Consider the following 22021-nt stretch of genomic DNA (forward strand, 5'->3'; position numbering starts at 1 on the left):
AAACAATATTTAAGGGAGGCTAAATGATGGCGCAGCGTTTGCTGTATATTGCGAACGCTTCCTATTCATAAAAAGACGGATCTTTATGCAGTTCTCAGGCTTCTCCCCTGCGCGCCTTCTGAGTGCGCTGCTGGTGTCTGTCCTGGCTTTGGGCACCGCCCAGGCCAAGGACGATGGCACTGACCTTTCGATAACCATCGAGAAAGAAATCCAGACCAATGTGGTCAATGCCGACGGCAGTTTTGTCGCTACTTGGGAAACGGCGTACCTGATCAACGAAGAGCGGGCGATCAAGGCCTGGGCGCAACGTTCGATGAGTTACAACCGGACCCTGGAAACCCTGGAGGTGGTCCAGGCGTATACGCAAAAGCCTGACGGACGCAAGGTGCAGGTTCAGGCCGACCAGATCAAGGAGCAGCAGGAGCAAGCGTCTGCGGGTGCACCGATGTTCCAGGACACGCTGCTCAAGGTGGTGATCTTCCCTGAGGTTGCCGTGGGTGACCGGCTGGTGGTTCAGTTCAGGAAAAAACGCAGCACGGCGCTGTTTCCTGGCCATTTTGAAGACCTTTCCTACCCGGCGTTTTTCCCTACCCGGCAATTCACCCTGATCTATGACCTGCCGGCCGACATGCCGCTGCACGCCGATGCCAAGGGCTTTACCGCGAGCACGCCCGTCGCCGGACCGGGACGCAAAATCTATCGCTGGGACTATGTGCCTGCGCAAAAGGCGCGCATCGAGCAGGGGGCGGTGTCCTACCTGGACTACGGCCAATACCTGGCCGTGTCGACGTTCAGCGATTTCGCCACGTTCGCCAAGGCCTACGATGCGCGGGCCCACAGCACCCTGACGCCGCAGATCCAGGACCTCGCCAACGGCCTCACGGCCGGGCTCGACACGCCCTGGGCCAAGGCTATTGCACTGAGCGACTGGGTCCGCAAGAACATTCGTTATGTTGCGGTCTACGTCGGCCCTGGTGGTGTTGTGCCGCATCCGGTGGATACGATCCTGGCCAACCGCTATGGCGACTGCAAGGACCACGTTGCGCTGCTGGAAGCCATGCTGGCGGCGGTGGGGATCGAAAGTTCGCCGGCCCTGGTCAACCTGGGCAATGCCTATGTGTTACCCAAGGTGCCGACGCTGGGGCTGCTCAACCACGCCATCACCTATGTGCCGAGCCTGAACCTGTATCTCGACTCCACCGCCGAAGGCATTGCCGCCGGTTACCTGCCGGTGCCAGTGCTGGACAAGCCGGTGGTCTTGAGCAAGTCCGGTGATGTCGGGCACACGCCGGCCCTCCAAGAAGGCTTGGTGGAAAACAGCATGCTATTCAAGGTCTCGTCAAAAGGCGCGGCCGACTTCAGCCATACCTCCAATGTGATTGGCTGGGCCGCCGAAGTGAACCGCTACGGGGTCAAGTCGATGAAGCCCGCCGACCGCGACCTGATGATCCAGCAGATCCTCGCGTCCTACGGGCTCAATGGCAGTGGCACTTTTGATGCCGGAAAGTTCGAGGAGAGCGGCCAGGACTATGCAATGAGCATGGCCGGGCGCGTGGAAAACCTGGTCAATCTACCTGGACCGATTGGCGTGCTGACCATGAGCAGCCTTGCCGGCGGCATTGCACAAAGCGTCTTTGGCCTGCTCATGGAGCCGGAGCGGACTCAGGCGTTCACCTGTATTTCCGGGGTGACCGAAGAGCAGGCGCGTTTTGAGTTCCCGCAGGATGTCAGCATTCTCGCGGCACCAAAGAACGTGACGCTGAGCCATGAGCGGTTCGACTACAGTTCGACCTATGTCCGCGAAGGCAACACGGTGGTGGTCAAGCGCCGTTTCGACTTCAAGCAACCGGGTGCGGTGTGCACCCCGGATGACTTCAAGTCGATGAAAACCATGGCCGAGGCAGCGGCCAATGACCTGAAAAGTCAGATCATTGTGCAGTCGCTTTAAGCGTCGTGGCGCTCGCGCGCCGTTGCCGGTAGATGAAGTACAGCGCGGTCAGCACGGTCAAGCCGCTGACCAGCGCGCCGGTCCAGGGCAGGTCCGCCAGGTCCGCGCCGCTGGCAACAACCAGTCCGCCGATCCAGGCGCCGGCAGCGTTGCCCAGATTGAAAGCGCTCTGGTTCAGGGTCGAGCCGAGGTTGGGTGCTTCATGGGCCTGGTCGATGATCAGCAGTTGCAGGATCGGGCACAGGGCAAAGGCGAATATGCCCCAGAGCACCAGGGTAATGGCCGCCGGGATCACCGAATGGCTGGTCTGGCTGAACGCTGCCAACACCACCATGACGGCCAGTGCCATGCCCACCAGTGATGGCAGCAAGCGGCTGTCGGCCAGCTTTCCGCCAAGCATGCTGCCTGCCGTCAGGCCGACACCGAACAACAGCAGCATGAGGGTCACGCCGTGGGGGCTGACGCCGGTGATGTCCTGCAGGATCGGTGCGATGTAGGTAAATACGCTGAACAGGCTGGTGGACGCCAGCACGCTCATGCCCAGTGCCAGCAGGACACTGGGCTTGCCCAGCACCTTGAACTCACTGGCCAGATTGGCCTTGTCCATGGCGATGTCCTTGGGCAGCCACAGCCATTGGGCGAGGGCCGCAATCACCCCGATTACCGACACTGCCCAGAATGTCGAGCGCCAGCCGGCGTATTGGCCCAAGGCCGTGCCCAGAGGGACGCCCAGCACATTGGCCAGGGTCAGGCCGGTGAACATCAGCGCAATCGCCTGGGCCCGCTTGTTCGGTGCCACCAGGCCGGCGGCGACCACCGAGCCGATGCCAAAGAAGGCCCCATGGCACAGTGCGGTGATCACTCGGGCCGCCATCAACGTGGCGTAGTTTGGCGCCAGGGCGCAGAGGATGTTGCCGAGGATGAACATCAGCGTCATGCCCAGCAATGTGGCCTTGCGGGGCATGTTGGCAGTACCGATCGCGAGGATCGGGGCGCCGAACACCACGCCCAGGGCGTAGCCGGTAATCAGCAGGCCGGCGTCGGGGATGCTCACCGCGAGGTCGCGGGCAACATCGGGCAGCAGGCCCATGATGACAAATTCGGTGGTGCCGATGCCAAAAGCGGCAACGGCCAAAGCAAGCAAGGCCAGTGGCATGCGCAAGGTCTCTATAGGTAGTCTTGACGCTTTGATCAGGCGAACGCCTGCCGGCTCCCGAATCGTTGAAGAGTCAGGCAGTAGCAGAAATTTATTGGAATAAGTATGTGCGCAAGTGAGTGCGGCGTGGTCGCTTGCAGTATAAACAGCTACTGACATATGGCGAATCAATTCTCTTGGGCAAGGAGGCTACGTGCTCGCGACAGTTCTGGTTTTGGTGGCGGCGCTGTTGCACGCGGCCTGGAATACCCTGATCAAGTTCAGCGCTGAACGTCTGCTGGTGGTGGCCTGCATGGACAGCGTGGCGCTGTTGTTCGTGGCGGTGGCGCTGCCGTTCGTGAGTTTGCCGCCGCTGGACATCTGGCCGTGGATCCTCGCTTCGGCGGCCTTTGAATTGCTTTATCGCTACCTGCTGATCCAGGCCTATCGGGTGGGTGACCTGGGCTTGGTCTATCCGTTGATGCGCGGGTTGTCGCCGTTGGTGGTGTTGGCGTTGACCCTGATTTTCGCCGGCGAAGTGCTGAGCACCCAGCAGATCCTCGGCATCCTGCTGATCCCGTTCGGCATGCTTTGCCTGCTGTGGCAGGGCGGTGGTGGCGAGCGCTTGCCGTGGACGATGCTGCCGGTGGTGGCGTTGATCGGCCTGTGCATCGGCTGCTACACCTTCATTGATGGACAGGCTATTCGTCGCTGGTCGCATCCTCTGGATTACCTGGTCTGGGTCACGCTGCTCAGTGCCTGGCCGTTCCCGTTGCTGGCCATGGTGAGCAAGCGGCCAGCATTCATGCAGTTCTGGCGAGAGCAGTGGCGGCTGGGACTGGCGGTCGGATTCTGCGTGTTGTTCAGCTACGCTCTGGTGCTCTGGGCCATGCAGTTGGGGTCGATTGCCGAAGCGGCTGCGTTGCGCGAGATCAGCGTGATCCTGGTGGTGCTCTTCGGTATGCGTTACCTCAAAGAACCTTTCGGCAGACCACGACTCTTAGCCTGTGGACTGGTGCTGATTGGCATGCTCGTGATGAAGTTCTGAGCCCTGGCTCATAAAACCCCAACAAGAAGGAATCGGTAATGACTGTGGCTCTGTGGTGCATCTTGATCGCGATTTTCCTGCCGTACCTGTGCACAGCCGTCGCCAAGGTCGGCGGCGGCTACCGGCTGCGGGACAACCATGACCCGCGCTCGTTTGCGTTGACCCTGGACGGCTTCGCCAAGCGCGCGTATGCCGCCCAGCTCAACAGTTTCGAGATCACCCCGGCATTCGCCGCGGCGGTCATCGTCGCGCATTTGGCCGGCAACGCGGAGCTGGTGACGATCAACGTATTGTCGGTGTTGTTCATCACCAGCCGCCTGCTGTACATCATCTGCTACCTGGCCGACTGGGCCATCCTGCGTTCGCTGGTGTGGTTTGTCGGGGTCGGGCTGATCGTCAGCTTCTTTTTCGTCTCGATCTGAACCGGCCGGTTACTTGCTGTCAGGCACCTGTGGCAGTTGGGGCAGCGGCGCACCTTTTGGCCATAACATCCAGATCTGTCCCTGCTGCTTCATGTCGCCGGCCAAGTGCCCGGCGGCATCGCCGGTTCCCCAGAACAGGTCGGCGCGCACTTCGCCAGTGATCGCGCCGCCGGTGTCCTGCGCGGCCACCGGGCGGACCAATGGGGTGCCATCGGGACGCGTGGTCGATAGCCACAGCAGGCTGCCCAGCGGAATCACCTTGCGATCTACCGCCACGCTGTAACCCGAAGTCAGCGGCACGTTCAGTGAACCGCGTGGGCCTTCGTTGCTGTCGGGGTTGCGGGTGAAGAACACATAGCTCGGGTTGCTGGCCAGCAGCTCGGGAATGCGTGTCGGGTTGGCCTTGGCCCAGGTGCTGATGGCGCCCATGGTCACCTCTTCTTTCTTCAGTTCACCCTGTTCCACCAACCAGCGACCAATGGGCCGGTACGGGTGGCCGTTCTGGTCGGCGTAGGCGATGCGCAGTTGTCGGCCATCGGCCAGTTGGACCCGGCCCGAGCCCTGGATCTGCAGGAATTGCAGGTCCATCGGGTCGGTCAGCCAGGCCACTATCGGCGCCTTGACCCCTTGGGTCCCGATGGTGGCGGCGTCATCGTAAGGCTTTAGTACTCGCCCTTCGAGGCGGCCGCGCAGGCGCTTACCCTTGAGCTCGGGGTAAATGCTCTCGAGGGAGACGATGATCATGTCTTCCGGCACACCATAGATCGGCACGTTGGCTGCCGGGGTCTGCGTCAAGCTGCCGGGGTACACCGGTTCGTAATAACCGGTGATCAAGCCGTTGGCGTTCCCGCCGGAGGAGCGCAGGCCGTAGACCTGAAGTTGTTCCTTGAGGAAGGCGCGGATTGCCCTGGCGTCTTGTGGCACGTTGGCCGCGGCGGCGCAGGGCGCGCCCCAGACCGGATCGGCCTTGAGGCGGGTGCAGGCGCTGCGCCATGAACCGAACCCGGCGAGCAGGTCGTTATCGGACACCGCCGGTAAGGCGTCCCAGGTCGCGCTGGAGTAGGTGGCCAGCGCATGGGTTTGCGGCTGGGTGTTATCGCCACCGTTGCAACCGGCGAGGAGGGCGATCATCGGAAAGGTCCAGCCCAGGTGCTTGCGCCAGGCCTTGAAACGACTGTTCATGCGGTACTTCCTATGACCGGCTGCCGGAGTCCTTCAGGTACTCAGGCAACCCTTATTGTTAATAGGGCTATTGGTCTTTGCGGATCAGGCGAGGATACTGGCCGCCGATTTCCGTGACCTTGAGCCACCATGACTCTTAAAAGAATTTCTGTTGTATTGCTGGCCTGCCTGACGCTGTCTGCCTGTGGCGGTGTCGATCCGAACTCGCCGCTGGGTCAGCGCAAGGCGATCTTCAAGCAAATGCTCAAGACCGGTGAAGACCTGGGCGGCATGTTGCGCGGACGCATACCGTTCGACGGTCCGCGTTTTGCCGAAGGTGCCGTCAAGCTGGATACCTTGTCCCGGGAACCGTGGAAGCATTTCCCCCAGGTTCGCGAGGAGGATCACAGCAGCGCCAAGGATGAGGTCTGGCAGAAACAGGCGCGCTTCCAGGAAATGGCCCGCACGCTGGAAGCGGCTACCGCTCAATTGGTGGTCGCCAGCCAGGTCCAGCCCTACAAGGCAAGCAACCTCGGCCCTGCGGTGCAGAAAGTCGAAGACGCGTGCAGTGCCTGTCATAAAGAGTTTCGCGACCACTGAGTGCGCTGACGTGTGCGGGAGCTGGCAAGCCGCAAGCGGGCGCCGCGTGCTCCTGCACAATCAGGATTAGGCGTTGTGCTTACTTATCCAGCTCGTCCAGCGCTTCCTGCAATTCCTTGCGGGACTCGGCGAGTTTGTCTTTGCGTTTGTTGATCTTCTCCGGATCGCCCTTTTTCATCGCCTTGTCGAGGTCGGCCTGACGCTTGCTGACCTCGTGCTTGGCATCGAGCACCTTGCTTTCGCGTTCTTTTTTCAGGGAAGCATCGGTGCAGTGGGCGGTGACTTCGCTCAGGGCCTTTTCCAGGCCAGCCTGTTGCTCGGCATTACCGTGGGCCTTGGCCTGCTCGATCTGGGTGCTGATGGACTGGCGCTTGGCGGCGCAGCCGGTGAGTTCCGGGGCTTGTTCGGCCGCCATCAGGGGGGCAGCCAGGACGCTGCACAGGGTCAACAGGGCGAGCGGTGAAAGACGTTTCATGAAAGCTCCGTTTAACAGGTAATCAAGTCGACGAGCAGATGGCCTGTTTGAGCGCATCGATACTCGTTGGGTTCAATGCTGCAGGTATCCCGGTCACTCAAACCCGTCGATACCGGCAGCCCGTAATTGTTCGCTCAAGGCCTGCACATGCGGGTCGCGAAAAAAGGCGCTTAACTGCGCCGCGCGGCCCGGGCCGATTGCACCTTCGGCTAACCATTGAGCGGTGTCTCGCTGTGCCAGCAACTGCCATGGACCTGCCAGATTGGCCGCGCCCGTGGGCGGAACCCCCAAGGCCTTGAGCCAGCGGGTGAATGGTTGCTGACGGGCACGTTGCAGGCTCTCCAGCAGGCGTGCGCTGTTGCGCTCGCCGAAACCGTCAATGGTAGCAAGCTCTTGGGCATCGAGGGTCAACCAATCCAGTAACCCTTTGATACGGCCGGCCTGGACCAGCTTCTCCCAAGTACCGGGGCCTACCTGTGCCAAGGCCAGACCCTGCTTGCCACTGAGCCAGGTCAGGCGCGCCAGGAACTGGTTTTCACAACCGGGCGTCGGTTGCCAGCAACTCAGTGGATGAAAGTCTTCAGCGCGCGGCACCAGGACCTGGGCGCGTTCAGTGCTGCGCAGTACCACGCTGTCGAGTCGCGGGATGGTCAGGCCAGCCAGACTTATCGCGACATGATCGCCAGGGCGGATATCCAGGCGTTGCCATCGTTGCAGTGAACTGACGCTCACTCGTTTGATCTGCCGGTCATCGAGCGTAAAGGGCACAAGCTCCAGCACCGGGGTGATGCGTCCGGTGCGCCCGGTCTTGAAGTGCACCTTGCGGACCTCGGCCAGGGCCTGGGCGAAGGGATATTTCCAGGCGATGGCCCAATAGGGCGACCTGGCTTGCCAGCGTTCGGCGGACGGTCGTTGTTGCTGGCGCAGGACGATGCCGTCCGTGGCGAACGGCAGCGGCGTGCGATACCAATGCTCACGCCAGCGCTCGGCATCGGCAAAGGTCTGGATCGGTTGGCTGAAGGGCTGCGTGTCGTTGAATCCCAGGGCAGTCAGGGCTGCGGCACGGAACGGTAGCTCAACGGGGCCCCGGGGCCAGTCCCAGACGAACAGTCCAATCCCGTCGGCCTCCTGGGGCTGCAGGGTCTTGCGGGCCATCAGCCCGGCCACGTTGCTGCGGGCATTGCGGCTGCCTGCCGTGGCCTGCACGTGATCGGTCAGGCGCCAATAGAGCTCGCCCTGCACCAGCAGGTCGATGGCTTTCGGCAATTGCTGGGGGACGGCGCTGAGTTTGCGGGCCTGGGCGGTCCAGTCCTGTCCGAGGATGCCGTCGCCCCGACTGATGGCCTGGGTCAGTCGGCCCTGCTGGTAGACCAGGGTCACGGCCACCCCGTCGACCTTGGGCTGCACCCAGACCTGCTGGCGTGAGGCTAGCCAGTCTTTGACGGCCTGGCCGTCGCTGAGTTTGTCCAGGCCGGTATGGGGCGTGGGGTGGGCCAGGGTGCCGCGAGCGGTCAGTAACGGATTGTCGGCTGCCGCGTGGGTATTGAAGCAGCTACGCCAGGCGCTGAGCCGGGCGCGGGACTGATCATAGAGTTCATCCGCCACCGGTGACTGGCCCTGGCGGTGATAGCGCTCGTCCCAGCGCTGGAGCTGTTGCTGCAAGGCCTCGATTTCAGCCCCGGCGCGCTCGGCCGGCCAATCGGGGCAGGGGCTGGCATTGGCCAGCAGGCAGACGCTGCCCAGGCATAGGCCGAGCAACAGGGGGGAGCGAACCGGCATCGTGAGCGTCCTTGCTCGAGGGGGAGAAACTCAAGGCTAGATCAGGACCGAAGCGGGCGTTGCCAAGTGCTTTGCAGGGTGTGTCGCCACCCCGAAAAAGCACAAGCCCCGCGCGGCGAACCGGGCGGGGCTTGTGTTGTAGCCCGTAGGGCTTACAGGCCGGCAGCAGCGCGCAAGGCGTCGGCGCGGTCGGTTTTTTCCCAGGTGAACGTGGTGAAGGTGTCTTCGCCCACGGTCTTGGTTTGCGGCGTGCGGCCGAAGTGGCCGTAGGCTGCGGTTTCCTGGTACATCGGGTGCAGCAGGTCGAGCATTTTGGTGATGGCGTATGGACGCAGGTCGAACACTTCGCGCACCAGCTTGACGATCTTGTCATCGCTGATCTTGCCGGTGCCGAAGGTGTTCAGCGAGATCGAGGTAGGCTGAGCGACGCCGATGGCGTAGGACACCTGAATCTCGCAACGCTCGGCCAGGCCGGCGGCCACGATGTTCTTGGCTACGTAGCGACCGGCGTAGGCAGCCGAACGGTCAACCTTCGATGGATCCTTGCCGGAGAACGCGCCGCCGCCGTGACGGGCCATGCCGCCATAGCTGTCGACGATGATCTTGCGGCCGGTCAGGCCGCAGTCGCCAACCGGGCCACCAATGATGAACTGGCCAGTCGGGTTGATGTGGAACTGGGTGTCCTTGCTCAGCAGTTCGGCCGGCAGTACGTGCTTGACGATCAGCTCCATCACGCCTTCGCGCAGGTCTTTGTACGACACGTCCGGGTTGTGCTGGGTCGACAGGACGACGGCGTCGATGCCGACGACCTTGCCGCCTTCGTAGCGGCAGGTAACCTGGGACTTGGCATCCGGGCGCAGCCACGGCAACAGCCCGGATTTACGGGCTTCGGCTTGCCTTTGTACAAGCTGGTGCGAGAAGGTGATCGGCGCTGGCATCAGCACTTCGGTTTCGTTGCTGGCGTAGCCGAACATCAGGCCCTGGTCGCCGGCGCCCTGGTCTTCTGGCTTGGCGCGGTCGACACCCTGGTTGATGTCCGGGGACTGCTTGCCGATGATGTTCATCACGCCGCAGGTTGCGCCGTCGAAACCGACGTCGGAGCTGGTGTAGCCGATGTCGGTGATGACGTCACGAACGATCTGCTCCAGGTCAACCCAGGCCGAGGTAGTGACTTCGCCGGCGATGATCGCCACGCCCGTTTTCACCAGAGTCTCGCACGCCACACGGGCGAACTTGTCTTCAGCAATGATTGCGTCCAGCACCGCATCAGAAATCTGGTCGGCGATTTTGTCCGGATGCCCTTCAGACACGGACTCGGAGGTGAACTGGGAGTATTCGCTCATCTCGATGTTTTCCTGAAATTTACCGATGGTGAGTGTCGCCAGCCGGTCGCTGAAAATGGCGGACCTGGATCTGGAAACCATTACGTAAGCCTACATAGAGACTTTCCCCGGGAACGAGTCCCGCAGCGGTGGCCCAACGGGCCAGATCGTCCTGTTCAAACCCCAACCAAAGATCACCGCAGGCCTCCCTGGCCCAACTTTGGTTGTGACTGCATAAATCTGTCACGAGCAGGCTGCCGCCTGGTTGTAGCAAGCCAGCCATGTGCTTGAGCGCATCAGCCGGGGCGGCGAAATGGTGCAGGACCATATTCAGTACCACACAGTCGGCTGCCAGGCTCACGCCATTCAAGGCATCGGCCAGTTGCAGGCTGACGTTAGTCAACCTTTCCCGCTCACACACCTGGCGCGCCAGTTCGAGCATCGCCGGGCTGTTGTCGAGCGCCGTGACCTGACTGAAGCGCCGGGCCAGTTCCGGGAGAAAACTGCCATCCCCGGGGCCGACTTCAATCGCGGTGGCCATGTCACTGAAGCTGAGTTTGTCGAGCAGCGCCAGCACACTTTCGCGGTACTGCGGCAGGCCAGCAATCAAGTCTTGTTGGGCACGAAACTTCTCCGCAACCCGTGAGAAAAAATCCTGGCTTGCGGCAGCCCTTTGCCCGTGAACTTGTGCGATGCGTGATTGCACGTCACTGGGCAGGGTCAGGTTGTCGACTTCTTCAAGCAGGGCCGCATGCAGCTTGCCGCCCGGCAGTTCGGTGTGGGGCAGGGCGCGTCGATAAAAAATCGCATTGCCTTCACGGCGAGTCGCCACCAGGTCGGCCTGGGCCAGCACTTTGAGGTGGTGGCTCATGCCCGATTGGCCGGTGGCAAAGATCTGCGCCAGTTCCAGCACGCCAAACGAGTCATTGGCCAGGGCGCGCAATACATTCAGGCGCAACGGATCGCCGCCGGCCTTGCACAGGGCCGCCAGCTCATCACAATCGTCGGGGCGAATGGAAGGCGCGCGTAGGTTCATAAGGCCGGCAGTCTAGTCACGCCTCGAAATCATCGCAAGTTCAATATCAAAAAGTTTTGATATTGCTCGATGGATGGCACTTCTTCCGCCGAACCTTACTCTACAAACCAGATGCGGAAAGGTTTCACCCAGGCAATGAGCAGTTATCCACAGGAATAATGTGCCTGATCGACTATCTGTCATTGCCCCCGGGCTATCCGCTGAGGGAAAATGCTCGCCTTTTTTCCGTGCCGTTTTATTCACTCTCGATTCAAAATCCTCAGGAGAACAGCGATGCCCAGCCGTCGTGAGCGTGCCAACGCCATTCGTGCCCTCAGCATGGATGCCGTGCAAAAAGCCAACAGCGGCCATCCCGGTGCCCCTATGGGTATGGCGGATATCGCCGAAGTACTTTGGCGTGACTACCTCAAGCACAACCCGAGCAATCCATCGTTCGCCGACCGTGACCGCTTCGTGCTGTCCAACGGTCATGGCTCGATGTTGATCTACTCGCTGCTGCATCTGACTGGCTACGACCTGTCGATCGATGACCTGAAAAACTTCCGTCAACTGCACAGCCGTACCCCGGGCCACCCGGAGTTCGGTTACACCCCGGGCGTTGAAACCACCACTGGCCCGCTGGGTCAGGGCCTGGCCAACGCTGTGGGCTTCGCCCTGGCGGAAAAAGTCCTGGCGGCGCAGTTCAACCGTCCTGGGCACAACATTGTCGACCACCACACCTATGTGTTCCTGGGTGATGGCTGCATGATGGAAGGCATTTCCCACGAAGTCGCTTCCCTGGCCGGTACCCTGGGCCTGGGCAAGCTGATCGCCTTCTACGATGACAACGGCATCTCTATCGACGGCGAAGTCGAAGGCTGGTTCACCGACGACACGCCCAAGCGTTTCGAAGCCTACAACTGGCAGGTGATCCGCAACGTTGACGGTCACGACCCGGAAGAGATCAAGACCGCGATCGAGACTGCCCGCAAAAGCGAGCAGCCGACCCTGATCTGCTGCAAGACCACCATCGGCTTCGGTTCGCCGAACAAGCAAGGCAAGGAAGACTGCCACGGCGCCCCACTGGGTGACGCGGAAATCGCCCTGACCCGTGCGGCGCTGAAGTGGAACCACGGCCCGTTTGAAATCCCGGCCGATATCTATGCCGAATGGGATGCCAAGGAAAGCGGCCGCGCCGTCGAATCCGAGTGGGATCAGCGTTTTGCTGCCTATTCTGCCGCGTTCCCGAGCGAAGCCAACGAACTGATCCGTCGCCTGAGCGGTGAGCTGCCGGCTGACTTCTCGGAAAAAGCCTCGGCCTACATCGCCGAAGTCGCTGCCAAGGGCGAAACCATCGCCAGCCGTAAAGCCAGCCAGAACGCCCTGAACGCGTTCGGCCCGCTGTTGCCGGAAGTGCTCGGCGGTTCGGCTGACCTGGCCGGTTCCAACCTGACCCTGTGGAAAGGTTGCAAGGGCGTCAGCGCTGAAGACGCCAGCGGCAACTACATGTACTACGGCGTGCGCGAGTTCGGCATGAGCGCCATCATGAACGGTGTTGCCCTGCACGGCGGCCTGGTGCCTTACGGCGCGACCTTCCTGATGTTCATGGAATACGCCCGCAATGCGGTACGCATGGCGGCGCTGATGAAAAAGCGTGTGATCCATGTCTACACCCACGACTCCATTGGCCTGGGCGAAGACGGTCCGACCCACCAGCCGGTCGAGCAACTGACCAGCCTGCGGACCACGCCAAACCTGGACACCTGGCGCCCATCCGACGCGGTCGAATCGGCCGTGGCCTGGAAGCATGCAATTGAGCGCAAGGACGGTCCTTCGGCGTTGGTCTTCTCGCGTCAGAACCTGCAACACCAGGTTCGTACCGACGCGCAGATCGCCGACATCAGCCGTGGCGGCTATGTGCTCAAGGACTGTGTCGGCGAGCCGGAACTGATCCTGATCTCCACCGGTTCCGAAGTGGGCCTGACCGTTCAGGCGTACGACAAACTGACCGAGCAGGGTCGCAAAGTGCGTGTGGTTTCCATGCCGTGCACCAGCGTCTTCGAAGCCCAGGACGCCGGCTACAAGCAATCGGTCCTGCCGTTGCAAGTCAGCGCCCGTATCGCCATCGAGGCGGCTCACGCCGACTACTGGTACAAGTACGTGGGCCTGGAAGGCCGCGTCATCGGCATGACCACCTACGGCGAGTCGGCGCCTGCGCCAGCCTTGTTCGAAGAGTTCGGCTTTACCCTGGAGAACATCCTGGGCCAGGCTGAAGAGCTGCTGGAAGACTGATCCAGAAAAGGTGTTGCCTGAGCCGACGCCATCGCGGGCAAGCCCGCTCCCACAGGGATATACACCGTCCATGTGGGAGCGGGCTTGCCCGCGATAGCGGTCGGTCAGGCGACGCTGCATTAACGGATTCACCACGGTAATCGAGAACCCCATGCCTCAACCGCGTCCTTACAAAGTTGCACTCAACGGCTACGGCCGCATTGGTCGTTGCGTCTTGCGGGCGTTGTTCGAGCGAGGCTCGGCGGCTGGGTTTGAAATTGTCGCGATCAACGATCTGGCTGACATGGCCAGTATTGAATACCTGACACGCTTCGACTCCACCCACGGCCGGTTTCCCGGCGAAGTGAAGGTCGATGGCGATTGTCTGCATATTAATGGCGACTGCGTGAAGGTCCTGCGCAGTGCCACCCCCGAAGGCATCGATTGGGCGTCCCTGGGCGTCGATCTGGTGCTCGAATGTTCCGGTGCCTACAACACCCGCGCCGACGGCCAGCGGTTCCTCGACGCCGGCGCACCACGGGTGTTGTTCTCCCAGCCGATGGCCAGCGAGGCCGATGTCGACGCCACCATCGTCTTTGGTGTCAACCAGGACTGCCTGACCGGCGCTGAGCTGCTGGTGTCCAACGCGTCCTGCACCACCAACTGTGGTGTGCCGTTGCTGCGCTTGCTGGACCAGGCATTTGGCCTGGACTACGTGTCAATCACCACTATCCACTCGGCGATGAACGACCAGCCGGTGATCGATGCCTATCACCACGAGGACCTGCGCCGCACCCGCTCGGCGTTCCAGTCGGTGATCCCGGTGTCCACTGGTCTGGCGCGTGGCATCGAACGCCTGTTGCCGGAACTTGCCGGGCGAATTCAGGCCAAAGCGGTACGGGTGCCGACGGTGAATGTGTCCTGCCTGGATATCACCATGCAGACGGTGACCGACACCGACGCCACCGAGGTCAACCGGCTCCTGCGCGAGGCCGCCACCAGCGGCCCGCTCAAGGGCTTGCTGGCGTACACCGAACTGCCTCACGCCAGTTGTGATTTTAACCATGACCCACATTCGGCGATTGTCGATGCCAGTCAGACCCGCGTCTCCGGCCCCCGGCTGGTGAACGTCCTGGCCTGGTTCGACAACGAATGGGGTTTTGCCAACCGAATGCTGGATGTTGCAGAACACTATCTGCAAACAGCTATCAAGAAACCTGCTCTCTAACCTGAGCTAACAGGAAGTGCGACCCATGACCGTGTTGAAGATGTCCGACCTCGATCTGCAAGGTAAGCGCGTATTGATCCGCGAAGACCTCAACGTCCCAGTCAAGGACGGTGTAGTCACCAGCGATGCGCGTATCCTGGCTTCGCTGCCGACCATCAAGCTGGCCCTGGAAAAAGGCGCGGCCGTGATGGTCTGCTCGCACCTGGGTCGTCCGACCGAAGGTGAATTCTCGGCCGAGAACAGCCTGGCACCGGTTGCGGCGTACCTGAGCAAGGCGCTGGGTCGTGACGTGCCGCTGGTGGCCGACTACCTGGGCGGCGTCGACGTCAAGGCCGGCGACATCGTGCTGTTTGAAAACGTGCGCTTCAACAAGGGCGAGAAAAAGAACGCCGACGAACTGGCCCAGCAGTACGCCGCCCTGTGCGACGTGTTCGTGATGGACGCCTTCGGCACCGCGCACCGTGCCGAGGGTTCGACCCACGGCGTGGCCAAGTTCGCCAAGGTGGCCGCAGCGGGTCCCCTGCTGGCTGCCGAGCTGGATGCACTGGGCAAGGCCCTGGGTGCCCCGGCCCAGCCAATGGCCGCCATCGTGGCCGGCTCCAAGGTCTCGACCAAGCTGGACGTGCTCAACAGCCTGAGCCAGATCTGCAACCAGTTGATCGTCGGCGGCGGCATCGCCAACACCTTCCTCGCAGCGGCGGGGCACCCGGTCGGCAAGTCCCTGTACGAGCCTGACCTGCTGGACACCGCGCGCGCTATCGCCGGCAAAGTCAGCGTGCCATTGCCGGTCGACGTGGTGGTTGCCAAGGAATTCGCCGAGAGCGCCACGGCCACCGTCAAGCTGATCGCTGATGTGGCTGAAGACGACATGATCCTGGACATCGGCCCACAGACTGCAGCGCATTTCGCTGAGCTGCTGAAGTCGTCGAAGACTATTCTGTGGAACGGTCCAGTGGGCGTGTTTGAATTCGATCAGTTCGGCAACGGTACCAAAGTGCTGGCCCAGGCCATCGCAGACAGCTCGGCGTTCTCCATCGCGGGCGGCGGCGATACCCTGGCGGCCATCGATAAATATGGCGTTGCCGAGCAAATCTCCTACATTTCTACCGGTGGCGGCGCATTCCTCGAATTCGTCGAAGGCAAGGTGCTGCCGGCCGTAGAAGTCCTGGAAAGCCGGGCCAAGGCCTGAGGCCGCCCGTTGACCAGGCAAAGGAGTGTTCACATGGTCAAGACGTTAGCGACGTTGATCGCCGCGGCAGTGCTGGCCGGCTGTGGGAGTAATCCCAAGGCCGCCAAGGACCCGGACACCGGCGCGCCCGACAAAGGCTGTTACCAGGCCGACTGGCAGGCGGAAACCAACCCGGTGCTCAACAAGCGTTCCGGGCCCGAGGGCCTGGATAAGTACGAGACGCACACTCCGGCCAAGGAACAGGGTTGTCCCTGACCGGTCTGATTCACTAACGCCCAGTGCGGTTGGCGTGTGCCGACCGCCGAGGAAGATGGATGAAAGGCTTGATCGCCGTGGTGTCCCTGGCAGTACTTGCCGGTTGCGCCAGTTTGAACCCGTTTGCATCAGCGCCGGCAGCGTCCGGCACGTGGACCGACTGGGTCTGCGACAGCCAGGCCCAGGTGCACTGGCGCTTCACCGATGCCACGCAGGACACCGTGGAGGTGCGGCTGGGGGATGATCAGGTGCATCGCTTGAAGCTTGAACCGGCCGGCAGTGGCACGTTGTACAGCGACGACCAACTGGCCTTTCACCTCAAAGGTGAGGAAGGCCTGGTGTACTGGGTTGCCACCAACGATTTGATCGGCCGTGGCTGCAAGGCCAAGTAACACACAGCGAATACACGCAGGTCGGCCTTACCCCCGATCAGCAATAACTTGAATAGCAGCCGCCGCTACGGCAGGCTTGCACGATTAACGACCCTAAACCGGGAGAGACACACACAATGGCACTTATCAGCATGCGCCAGATGCTGGACCACGCCGCCGAATTCGGCTACGGCGTTCCAGCTTTCAACGTAAACAACCTTGAGCAGATGCGCGCCATCATGGAAGCCGCTGACAAGACTGACTCCCCGGTGATCGTCCAGGCTTCGGCCGGCGCCCGTAAATACGCTGGCGCGCCATTCCTGCGGCACCTGATCCTGGCGGCGATCGAAGAGTTCCCGCATATCCCGGTGTGCATGCACCAGGACCACGGCACCAGCCCTGACGTCTGCCAGCGCTCGATCCAACTGGGCTTCAGCTCGGTCATGATGGACGGCTCCCTGGGTGAAGACGGCAAGACCCCGACCGACTACGACTACAACGTCCGTGTCACCCAGCAGACCGTAGCCCTGGCCCACGCCTGCGGCGTATCGGTAGAAGGCGAGCTGGGCTGCCTGGGTTCGCTGGAAACCGGCATGGCCGGTGAAGAAGACGGCATCGGCGCCGAAGGCGTGCTGGACCACAGCCAGATGCTGACCGACCCGGAAGAAGCAGCTGACTTCGTCAAGCGCACTCAGGTCGATGCCCTGGCCATCGCCATCGGCACCAGCCACGGCGCCTACAAGTTCACCAAGCCACCTACCGGTGACGTGCTGGCGATCGACCGCATCAAGGAAATCCACAAGCGCATCCCTAACACCCACCTGGTGATGCACGGTTCGTCCTCGGTTCCGCAAGAGTGGCTGGCGATCATCAACCAGTACGGCGGCGACATCAAAGAAACCTACGGCGTACCGGTTGAAGAAATCGTCGAAGGCATCAAGCACGGCGTGCGCAAGGTCAACATCGACACCGACCTGCGCCTGGCATCCACCGGTGCGATGCGTCGCCTGATGGCCACCAACCCGAGCGAGTTCGACCCGCGTAAATTCTTCGGCGCCACCGTGACCGCCATGCGTGACGTGTGCATCGCGCGTTACGAAGCCTTCGGTACTGCCGGCAACGCTTCGAAGATCAAGCCGATCTCCCTGGAAGCGATGTACCAGCGTTACCTCAAAGGTGAGCTGAACGCCAAGGTCAACTAAGCCTTAAGCGTTGCACCACCTGCATTGAAAAAACCCGCCGGAAGGCGGGTTTTTTTGTGCTCGGCGTTGGCTTATTTGTCGACCAGCAGTTTCGGGTTGGAGTTGCCCCACACCGTATACAGGTCGGCCAGCAGCGCGCCGTTGATGTCTTCGACTTCTGCCTGGGCAATCTCGGCGTTGCCCTGCTTGCCGAACAGCACCACCTCATCACCGCCTTTGACGCTCGGTACGTCGGTAACGTCGACCATCAAGGTATTCATCGAGACTTTGCCGACGACCGGCACACGATGACCGTTGATCAGCACGATGCCTTTGTTGGTGAAGGCACGGCGGTAGCCGTCGGAGTAGCCCACGGTGATGTTGGCCAGCTTCGAGTCACGGGCCAGGGTGAAGGTGCGGTCGTAGCCGACCGTGTTGCCCTTGGGGTAGCTGTTGACCGAGGCGACGTGGGATTTGAACTGCATCACCCGGGTGTATTCGGTATGGGACGGCACGGTGTCGCCGAACAACGCGCCGCCGGGACGGACCATGTCCAGGTGTGACTCGGGCACTTCCAGGGTGGCGAAGGAGTTGGCCGCATGCAGGGTGATCTTGCTGCGGTCCAGTTGGGCCACGCTCATCAGCCATTTGGCTTGCTGGTTGAACGCTTTGAGGCCAGCACGCACGTCGGCGGCGTCTTCGACCGCGAAGTGGGTCATGATCGCCCGCACGTCGAGGTTCGGCACCTTGGTAATGGCGACTGCGTCACGGCGACCCTGGGCGGTGGTCATTTCCACGCCATTGCGGCTCATGCCGCTGGAGTTCAGGCCAATGTGCACCACTAGCGGGCGGCCATGCTGTTCGGCAATCAGGCTGGCTTTGACGGCGAAGTCGAGGTTACCCACCAGCTCTTCGACGTTGTAGGGCAGGGCTGCTTCCAACTCGCTCAAGGCGGCCGTGCGCACGCGGATAAGCTGGCCCTTGAAGCCGCTTTCACGCACCACACGGATTTCTTCGTTGCTGGCAACGCCCACGCACGGCACGCCCATGGCGATCACCGAGGGCATGAGCAGACCAATGCCGTGGCCGTAGGCGTCCGCCTTGAGTACGGCGCAGATTTTTGATTTGTCGGCGAGGGTGGCCTGCAGGGCGCGAATGTTGTTTTCGAACGCGCTTTTGTTGATTTCGACCCAGGCGTTGCTGTCCTGGGCGTGGACCTGGGCCACCCCATCGGCCATCGACAAAGGTGGTGCGGCGAAGACCGGGTTGTGCAACAAAACCATGCCCAGAGAGAGTGCGAGAAGGGAGCGAGTAAAGGGCATCGGGTGTGTCTCCATGACGTTCTTGTAGGGGGTGTCGTATTTACGCGGGGCAATACTCAGATTGTCCTACAGAAATGTCGACCCCCTCGACGCGGATCTGTCTGAAAGCGTCGTGGTGCTGCATCTGTCTCCCGTCACCTTGCTGATTCGCCCGTACCACACGCGTTTATTTGTCGTGATCGATGTCCAGCTTGCTGAAGGTCACCTTGCCGCCTTCCTGGCTGTTGCCACTGTTGTCCTGCACATAGACCCCGGCCTTGAAATACAGCGGTTTGTTGCGCCAGGTGGTGCTGATCTGGCTGTCCCACTGGGAGCCGGCGGCGCTGATCCCCAGGGCGCCGCCCGGGCTCAAATGAATCAGGTACGAGAAGTCGCGGTCGAGCTTGACCCCGCTGGCGATGGTGATCACCCGGCCTTCGGCATCATCCGGGCGCATCCGTACCTTGGCGACGATGTTGCCGGTGGCGGTTGTGCTTTTGTACTGGTACTCGAGTTTCACCAGCGGTTTCTGGCTGTCGTACGCGTGGATCTGGCCGATGACCAGCTTGCCCGAGCTCGGCACCTGGTTAACCGCCAGGGTGGCCCGCAACGAGTTGTCGGCGTCCGGGTAGAGCCAATTGCGCAGGGTGCCGTTGCTGAAGGTTTCGCGCAGCTCGGTGCGTGGATAGATCGCGTTTTCAGTGCGGGTTCCGGTGACCGGTGCCCAGAAAAACAGGGTGCCGGTGTTGGAATGGAAATACTGGTTCTTGAAACCACTGACCAGTTTCGGGGTATCGATGGTAGCCGGGGGAGTGCCAACGGGAACGCTGAGGTTCCAGGTTGCGAGATCGATCATCGTCAAAGAATTCCACGAGTACTGGCTGAAATGGCGCGGGGGAAGCTCTGGCCCGCCCATCTTGGGGGCGGCCTTTATAAGCCCGGGAGGGTGCTTTGTTAAGGCCCGCCTGGAGGTTAATTGGCGCCAGCTAAATGGCGACGTGCCACACGTAGCGGTCTGCGGGGCCTGCAAAGACAGTCCGTTAGTCGGGAGCCGCCTGCTTTGATGCGGTGATGGCGTGTTGATACCTACTGATTGGACAAATCCCGGTCTAAAGTGAAACACACAACGTTTGTCCGGTTTTTTCGGTAAGCCGTTTCACCCCTCCCCAGAAAGAGAAGCAGCATGGAATGCGCGCAACCCAAGCCAGGTGACGGCCGCTCGGTTCTTTTGATCGTTGATGATTACCCGGAAAACCTGGTCAGCATGCGTGCGTTGCTGCAGCGCCAGGATTGGCAGGTGATGACTGCTGCCTCGGGCCTGGAAGCCCTGAACCTGTTACTCGAACATGAGGTCGACCTGGTACTGCTGGATGTGCAGATGCCGGGCATGGATGGTTTCGAAGTGGCCCGCCTGATGCGCGGCAGCCAACGCACCCAGTTGACCCCGATCATTTTCCTGACCGCTAACGAGCAATCCCCGGACGCCGTGATCAAGGGCTATGCCCATGGCGCGGTGGACTACCTGTTCAAACCGTGTGACCCACAGATACTCAAGCCCAAGGTCCAGGCCCTGCTTGAGCATCAGCGCAGCCGCCGGGCACTGCAGCAGTTGAGCCAGGACCTGGAGGCGGCGCGGGCCTTTAACGCCTCGGTACTGGAGAATGCCGCCGAAGGCATCCTGGTGGTGGGCGAGGACGGGCGAGTGCGCTTTGCCAACCCGGCGATGTGCCGCTTGCTCAGTGCCAGGGTCGACGAGCTACAGGGGACAGGTTTCATCGACTTTCTGCAAAAGCCGCCGATCACCCTGTGGGCCGGTTCGGACATCCATGCCCACTACCGTCGCGGCGAAACCTGGCGCGCCCATGATGCGATGCTGCGTACCGCGTCCGGGCAGCAAGTGCCAGTGGCACTGTCGTGTGCGCCGCTGCCGTCCGAGCAGCGGGCGATGGTGGTCACCGTGCTCGACATGTCGGTGGTCTGCCACCTGCATCAGCAACTGGAGTTCCAGGCGGTCACCGATCCGCTGACCGGCCTGCTCAACCGCCGGGGGTTCTACCAGGCTACGGAAAACCTGCTGCTGCGCGGCGAGCGCGCGGGCAGTGTCTGGGTGTTGCTGTACCTGGATCTGGATGGCTTCAAGCGGGTCAATGATTCGTTGGGGCACGACGCCGGCGATCGGGTGCTGCGCTGGGTCGCGGAACAGTTGAAGGCCTGCCTGCGCCCCTTCGATATCCTGGGGCGCATGGGCGGCGATGAGTTCACCGCGCTACTTGACCTCGAGTTCGCCGAGCAAGCGGCGAAAATGGCGGAGAAACTCATAGAGCGGGTGTCGATCTGTCAGCAGATTGACGGGCTGGACGTAGCGCTGGGCGCGAGCATCGGCATCGCCACGTATCCGGATTGCGGCGCCAGCCTCGACGACTTGCTGCGTACCGCCGATATCGCCATGTATGAGGCCAAGCGCGCAGGTCGCCAGCAGTACCGCTTCTACGACCACGACATGAATGGCCGCGCGCGGACCCGCTTGATGCTCGAGGAGAGCGTGCGTTCGGCCATCGAGCACAAGGATTTCAACCTGGTCTACCAGCCTCAGGTTTCATTGGCCGATGGGCGCATACGCGGGTTCGAGGCCTTGCTGCGCTGGCAGCATCCCAGTGTCGGCGACGTTTCGCCGGGGCTGTTCTTGCCGCTGCTGGAAGAAGCGCAACTGATCAGCCGCCTCGGCAGTTGGATCTACCAGAGCAGTGCCCAGCAGCGAAAGGCCTGGGACAAGCTGTTCAGCCAAGACATGGTGCTGGCGGTCAGCCTGAGCAACACCCAGTTCTGCATGCCTAACCTGGCCACTGAGTTGCGGCTGGTGCTGGAGCGCCATCAGTTGCTACCCCGTCAATTGGAGGTGGAAATCACCGAAGAGGCCTTGCTGCATAACCCCGATGAAGCGCGCAAGCAACTGCGCCTGCTGCGCAACCTCGGGGTGCGGGTGGCGCTCGACGACTTTGGCTCGGGGCCTTGTTCGCTGACCCATCTGCGTGATGTCGAGCTCGATACCTTGAAGCTGGACCGACATCTGATCGCCAGGGTCCTGGACTCGCCGCGGGATGCAGCGCTGGTGCGAAACATCATCGAGCTGGCCAGGCAATTCGGCGTGCTGGTGATCGCCGAAGGGGTCGAATCGATTGCCCAGTATCAGTGGCTGCTGGCCAATGGTTGTCCCTTTGCCCAGGGTTGCCTGGTGGCGCGGCCATTGATGGCGGACGAAGTCAGGGACTTTGTGCAGCCATTCGACTGGAGCGCGGCGAGCGCCTGAATTCGCTACACTG

The 22021-nt window shown here is 61.7% G+C and carries 19 protein-coding genes; 11 read left to right on the forward strand and 8 right to left on the reverse strand.

Annotated elements, in window-relative coordinates; genetic code table 11:
* Positions 1-85: 85 nt before the first annotated feature.
* A complete protein-coding gene (locus ACIOVD_RS00855) occupies positions 86-1948 on the forward strand; it encodes a DUF3857 domain-containing transglutaminase family protein (RefSeq protein WP_401125560.1) in 1863 nt (620 codons plus the stop codon).
* On the opposite strand, the gene ACIOVD_RS00860 is transcribed toward ACIOVD_RS00855, so the two are convergent.
* On the reverse strand, positions 1929-3104 hold the full coding sequence (locus ACIOVD_RS00860; RefSeq protein ID WP_401125562.1) for an MFS transporter: 1176 nt from the start codon (positions 3102-3104) through the stop codon (positions 1929-1931). The two genes, ACIOVD_RS00855 and ACIOVD_RS00860, sit on opposite strands and share 20 nt — an antisense overlap.
* Before the next feature lie 193 nt (positions 3105-3297).
* Here ACIOVD_RS00860 and ACIOVD_RS00865 point away from each other — a divergent pair, with 193 nt between their 5' ends.
* Both ACIOVD_RS00865 and ACIOVD_RS00870 read left to right on the forward strand, forming a co-directional pair.
* On the forward strand, positions 3298-4131 hold the full coding sequence (locus tag ACIOVD_RS00865; protein WP_095164459.1) for an EamA family transporter: 834 nt from the start codon (positions 3298-3300) through the stop codon (positions 4129-4131).
* A gap of 38 nt (positions 4132-4169) precedes the next feature.
* On the forward strand, positions 4170-4553 hold the full coding sequence (locus ACIOVD_RS00870; RefSeq protein ID WP_095164457.1) for an MAPEG family protein: 384 nt from the start codon (positions 4170-4172) through the stop codon (positions 4551-4553).
* Between the two features lie 9 nt (positions 4554-4562).
* Here the strand turns inward: ACIOVD_RS00870 and ACIOVD_RS00875 are convergent, their stop codons facing one another.
* Complete coding sequence (locus ACIOVD_RS00875; RefSeq protein ID WP_401125564.1) at positions 4563-5735, reverse strand: murein transglycosylase A; 1173 nt, start codon at positions 5733-5735, stop codon at positions 4563-4565.
* 129 nt (positions 5736-5864) lie between these two features.
* Here ACIOVD_RS00875 and ACIOVD_RS00880 point away from each other — a divergent pair, with 129 nt between their 5' ends.
* Entirely contained in the window at positions 5865-6314 is a 450-nt protein-coding gene (locus tag ACIOVD_RS00880) for a cytochrome c (protein ID WP_095164453.1), read from the forward strand.
* Positions 6315-6393: 79 nt separating this feature from the next.
* Here ACIOVD_RS00880 and ACIOVD_RS00885 read toward each other — a convergent pair whose 3' ends face one another.
* From ACIOVD_RS00885 to ACIOVD_RS00900, 4 genes are all read right to left on the reverse strand, one after another.
* Positions 6394-6789 (reverse strand): DUF1090 domain-containing protein, encoded by a 396-nt coding sequence (locus ACIOVD_RS00885; RefSeq protein WP_095164451.1) that lies wholly within the window; start codon positions 6787-6789, stop codon positions 6394-6396.
* A gap of 93 nt (positions 6790-6882) precedes the next feature.
* Positions 6883-8568 carry an NAD-dependent DNA ligase LigB gene (gene ligB, locus ACIOVD_RS00890; RefSeq protein WP_401125568.1) on the reverse strand — a complete coding sequence of 562 codons (1686 nt, stop codon included), beginning with the start codon at positions 8566-8568 and terminating at the stop codon, positions 6883-6885.
* A gap of 152 nt (positions 8569-8720) precedes the next feature.
* Positions 8721-9911, reverse strand: a complete 1191-nt coding sequence (metK, locus tag ACIOVD_RS00895) for a methionine adenosyltransferase (RefSeq protein ID WP_401125570.1) — start codon at positions 9909-9911, stop codon at positions 8721-8723.
* A 19-nt stretch (positions 9912-9930) separates the two neighbouring features.
* On the reverse strand, positions 9931-10926 hold the full coding sequence (locus tag ACIOVD_RS00900; protein ID WP_095164446.1) for a metalloregulator ArsR/SmtB family transcription factor: 996 nt from the start codon (positions 10924-10926) through the stop codon (positions 9931-9933).
* Positions 10927-11199: 273 nt separating this feature from the next.
* On the opposite strand from ACIOVD_RS00900, the gene tkt reads away from it, so the two are divergent.
* From tkt to fba, 6 genes are all read left to right on the forward strand, one after another.
* Positions 11200-13197, forward strand: coding sequence for a transketolase (gene tkt / locus ACIOVD_RS00905; RefSeq protein WP_159998351.1), 1998 nt, complete (start codon positions 11200-11202; stop codon positions 13195-13197).
* A gap of 151 nt (positions 13198-13348) precedes the next feature.
* The gene (epd, locus tag ACIOVD_RS00910; RefSeq protein ID WP_095164432.1) at positions 13349-14404 is read left to right on the forward strand and encodes an erythrose-4-phosphate dehydrogenase; all 1056 of its coding nucleotides are present in this window, start codon (positions 13349-13351) and stop codon (positions 14402-14404) included.
* A 25-nt stretch (positions 14405-14429) separates the two neighbouring features.
* Positions 14430-15593, forward strand: coding sequence for a phosphoglycerate kinase (locus ACIOVD_RS00915; RefSeq protein ID WP_095164430.1), 1164 nt, complete (start codon positions 14430-14432; stop codon positions 15591-15593).
* Between the two features lie 33 nt (positions 15594-15626).
* The gene (locus ACIOVD_RS00920) at positions 15627-15848 is read left to right on the forward strand and encodes a hypothetical protein (RefSeq protein WP_095164428.1); all 222 of its coding nucleotides are present in this window, start codon (positions 15627-15629) and stop codon (positions 15846-15848) included.
* A gap of 59 nt (positions 15849-15907) precedes the next feature.
* Complete coding sequence (locus ACIOVD_RS00925) at positions 15908-16240, forward strand: MliC family protein (protein WP_095164426.1); 333 nt, start codon at positions 15908-15910, stop codon at positions 16238-16240.
* 116 nt (positions 16241-16356) lie between these two features.
* Positions 16357-17421 (forward strand): class II fructose-bisphosphate aldolase, encoded by a 1065-nt coding sequence (fba, locus tag ACIOVD_RS00930; protein WP_027617054.1) that lies wholly within the window; start codon positions 16357-16359, stop codon positions 17419-17421.
* Positions 17422-17492: 71 nt separating this feature from the next.
* Here fba and alr read toward each other — a convergent pair whose 3' ends face one another.
* Both alr and ACIOVD_RS00940 read right to left on the reverse strand, forming a co-directional pair.
* Entirely contained in the window at positions 17493-18722 is a 1230-nt protein-coding gene (alr, locus tag ACIOVD_RS00935; protein WP_401125575.1) for an alanine racemase, read from the reverse strand.
* Between the two features lie 166 nt (positions 18723-18888).
* Positions 18889-19557: a polysaccharide lyase family 7 protein gene (locus tag ACIOVD_RS00940; protein WP_401125576.1), complete on the reverse strand. Its 669-nt coding sequence runs from the start codon at positions 19555-19557 to the stop codon at positions 18889-18891.
* 327 nt (positions 19558-19884) lie between these two features.
* Here ACIOVD_RS00940 and ACIOVD_RS00945 point away from each other — a divergent pair, with 327 nt between their 5' ends.
* The gene (locus ACIOVD_RS00945; protein WP_401125579.1) at positions 19885-22008 is read left to right on the forward strand and encodes a putative bifunctional diguanylate cyclase/phosphodiesterase; all 2124 of its coding nucleotides are present in this window, start codon (positions 19885-19887) and stop codon (positions 22006-22008) included.
* Positions 22009-22021: the final 13 nt, after the last annotated feature.

It is taken from the genome of Pseudomonas sp. NPDC087626 (assembly GCF_044743405.1).
Taxonomy (GTDB): Bacteria; Pseudomonadota; Gammaproteobacteria; order Pseudomonadales; family Pseudomonadaceae; genus Aquipseudomonas.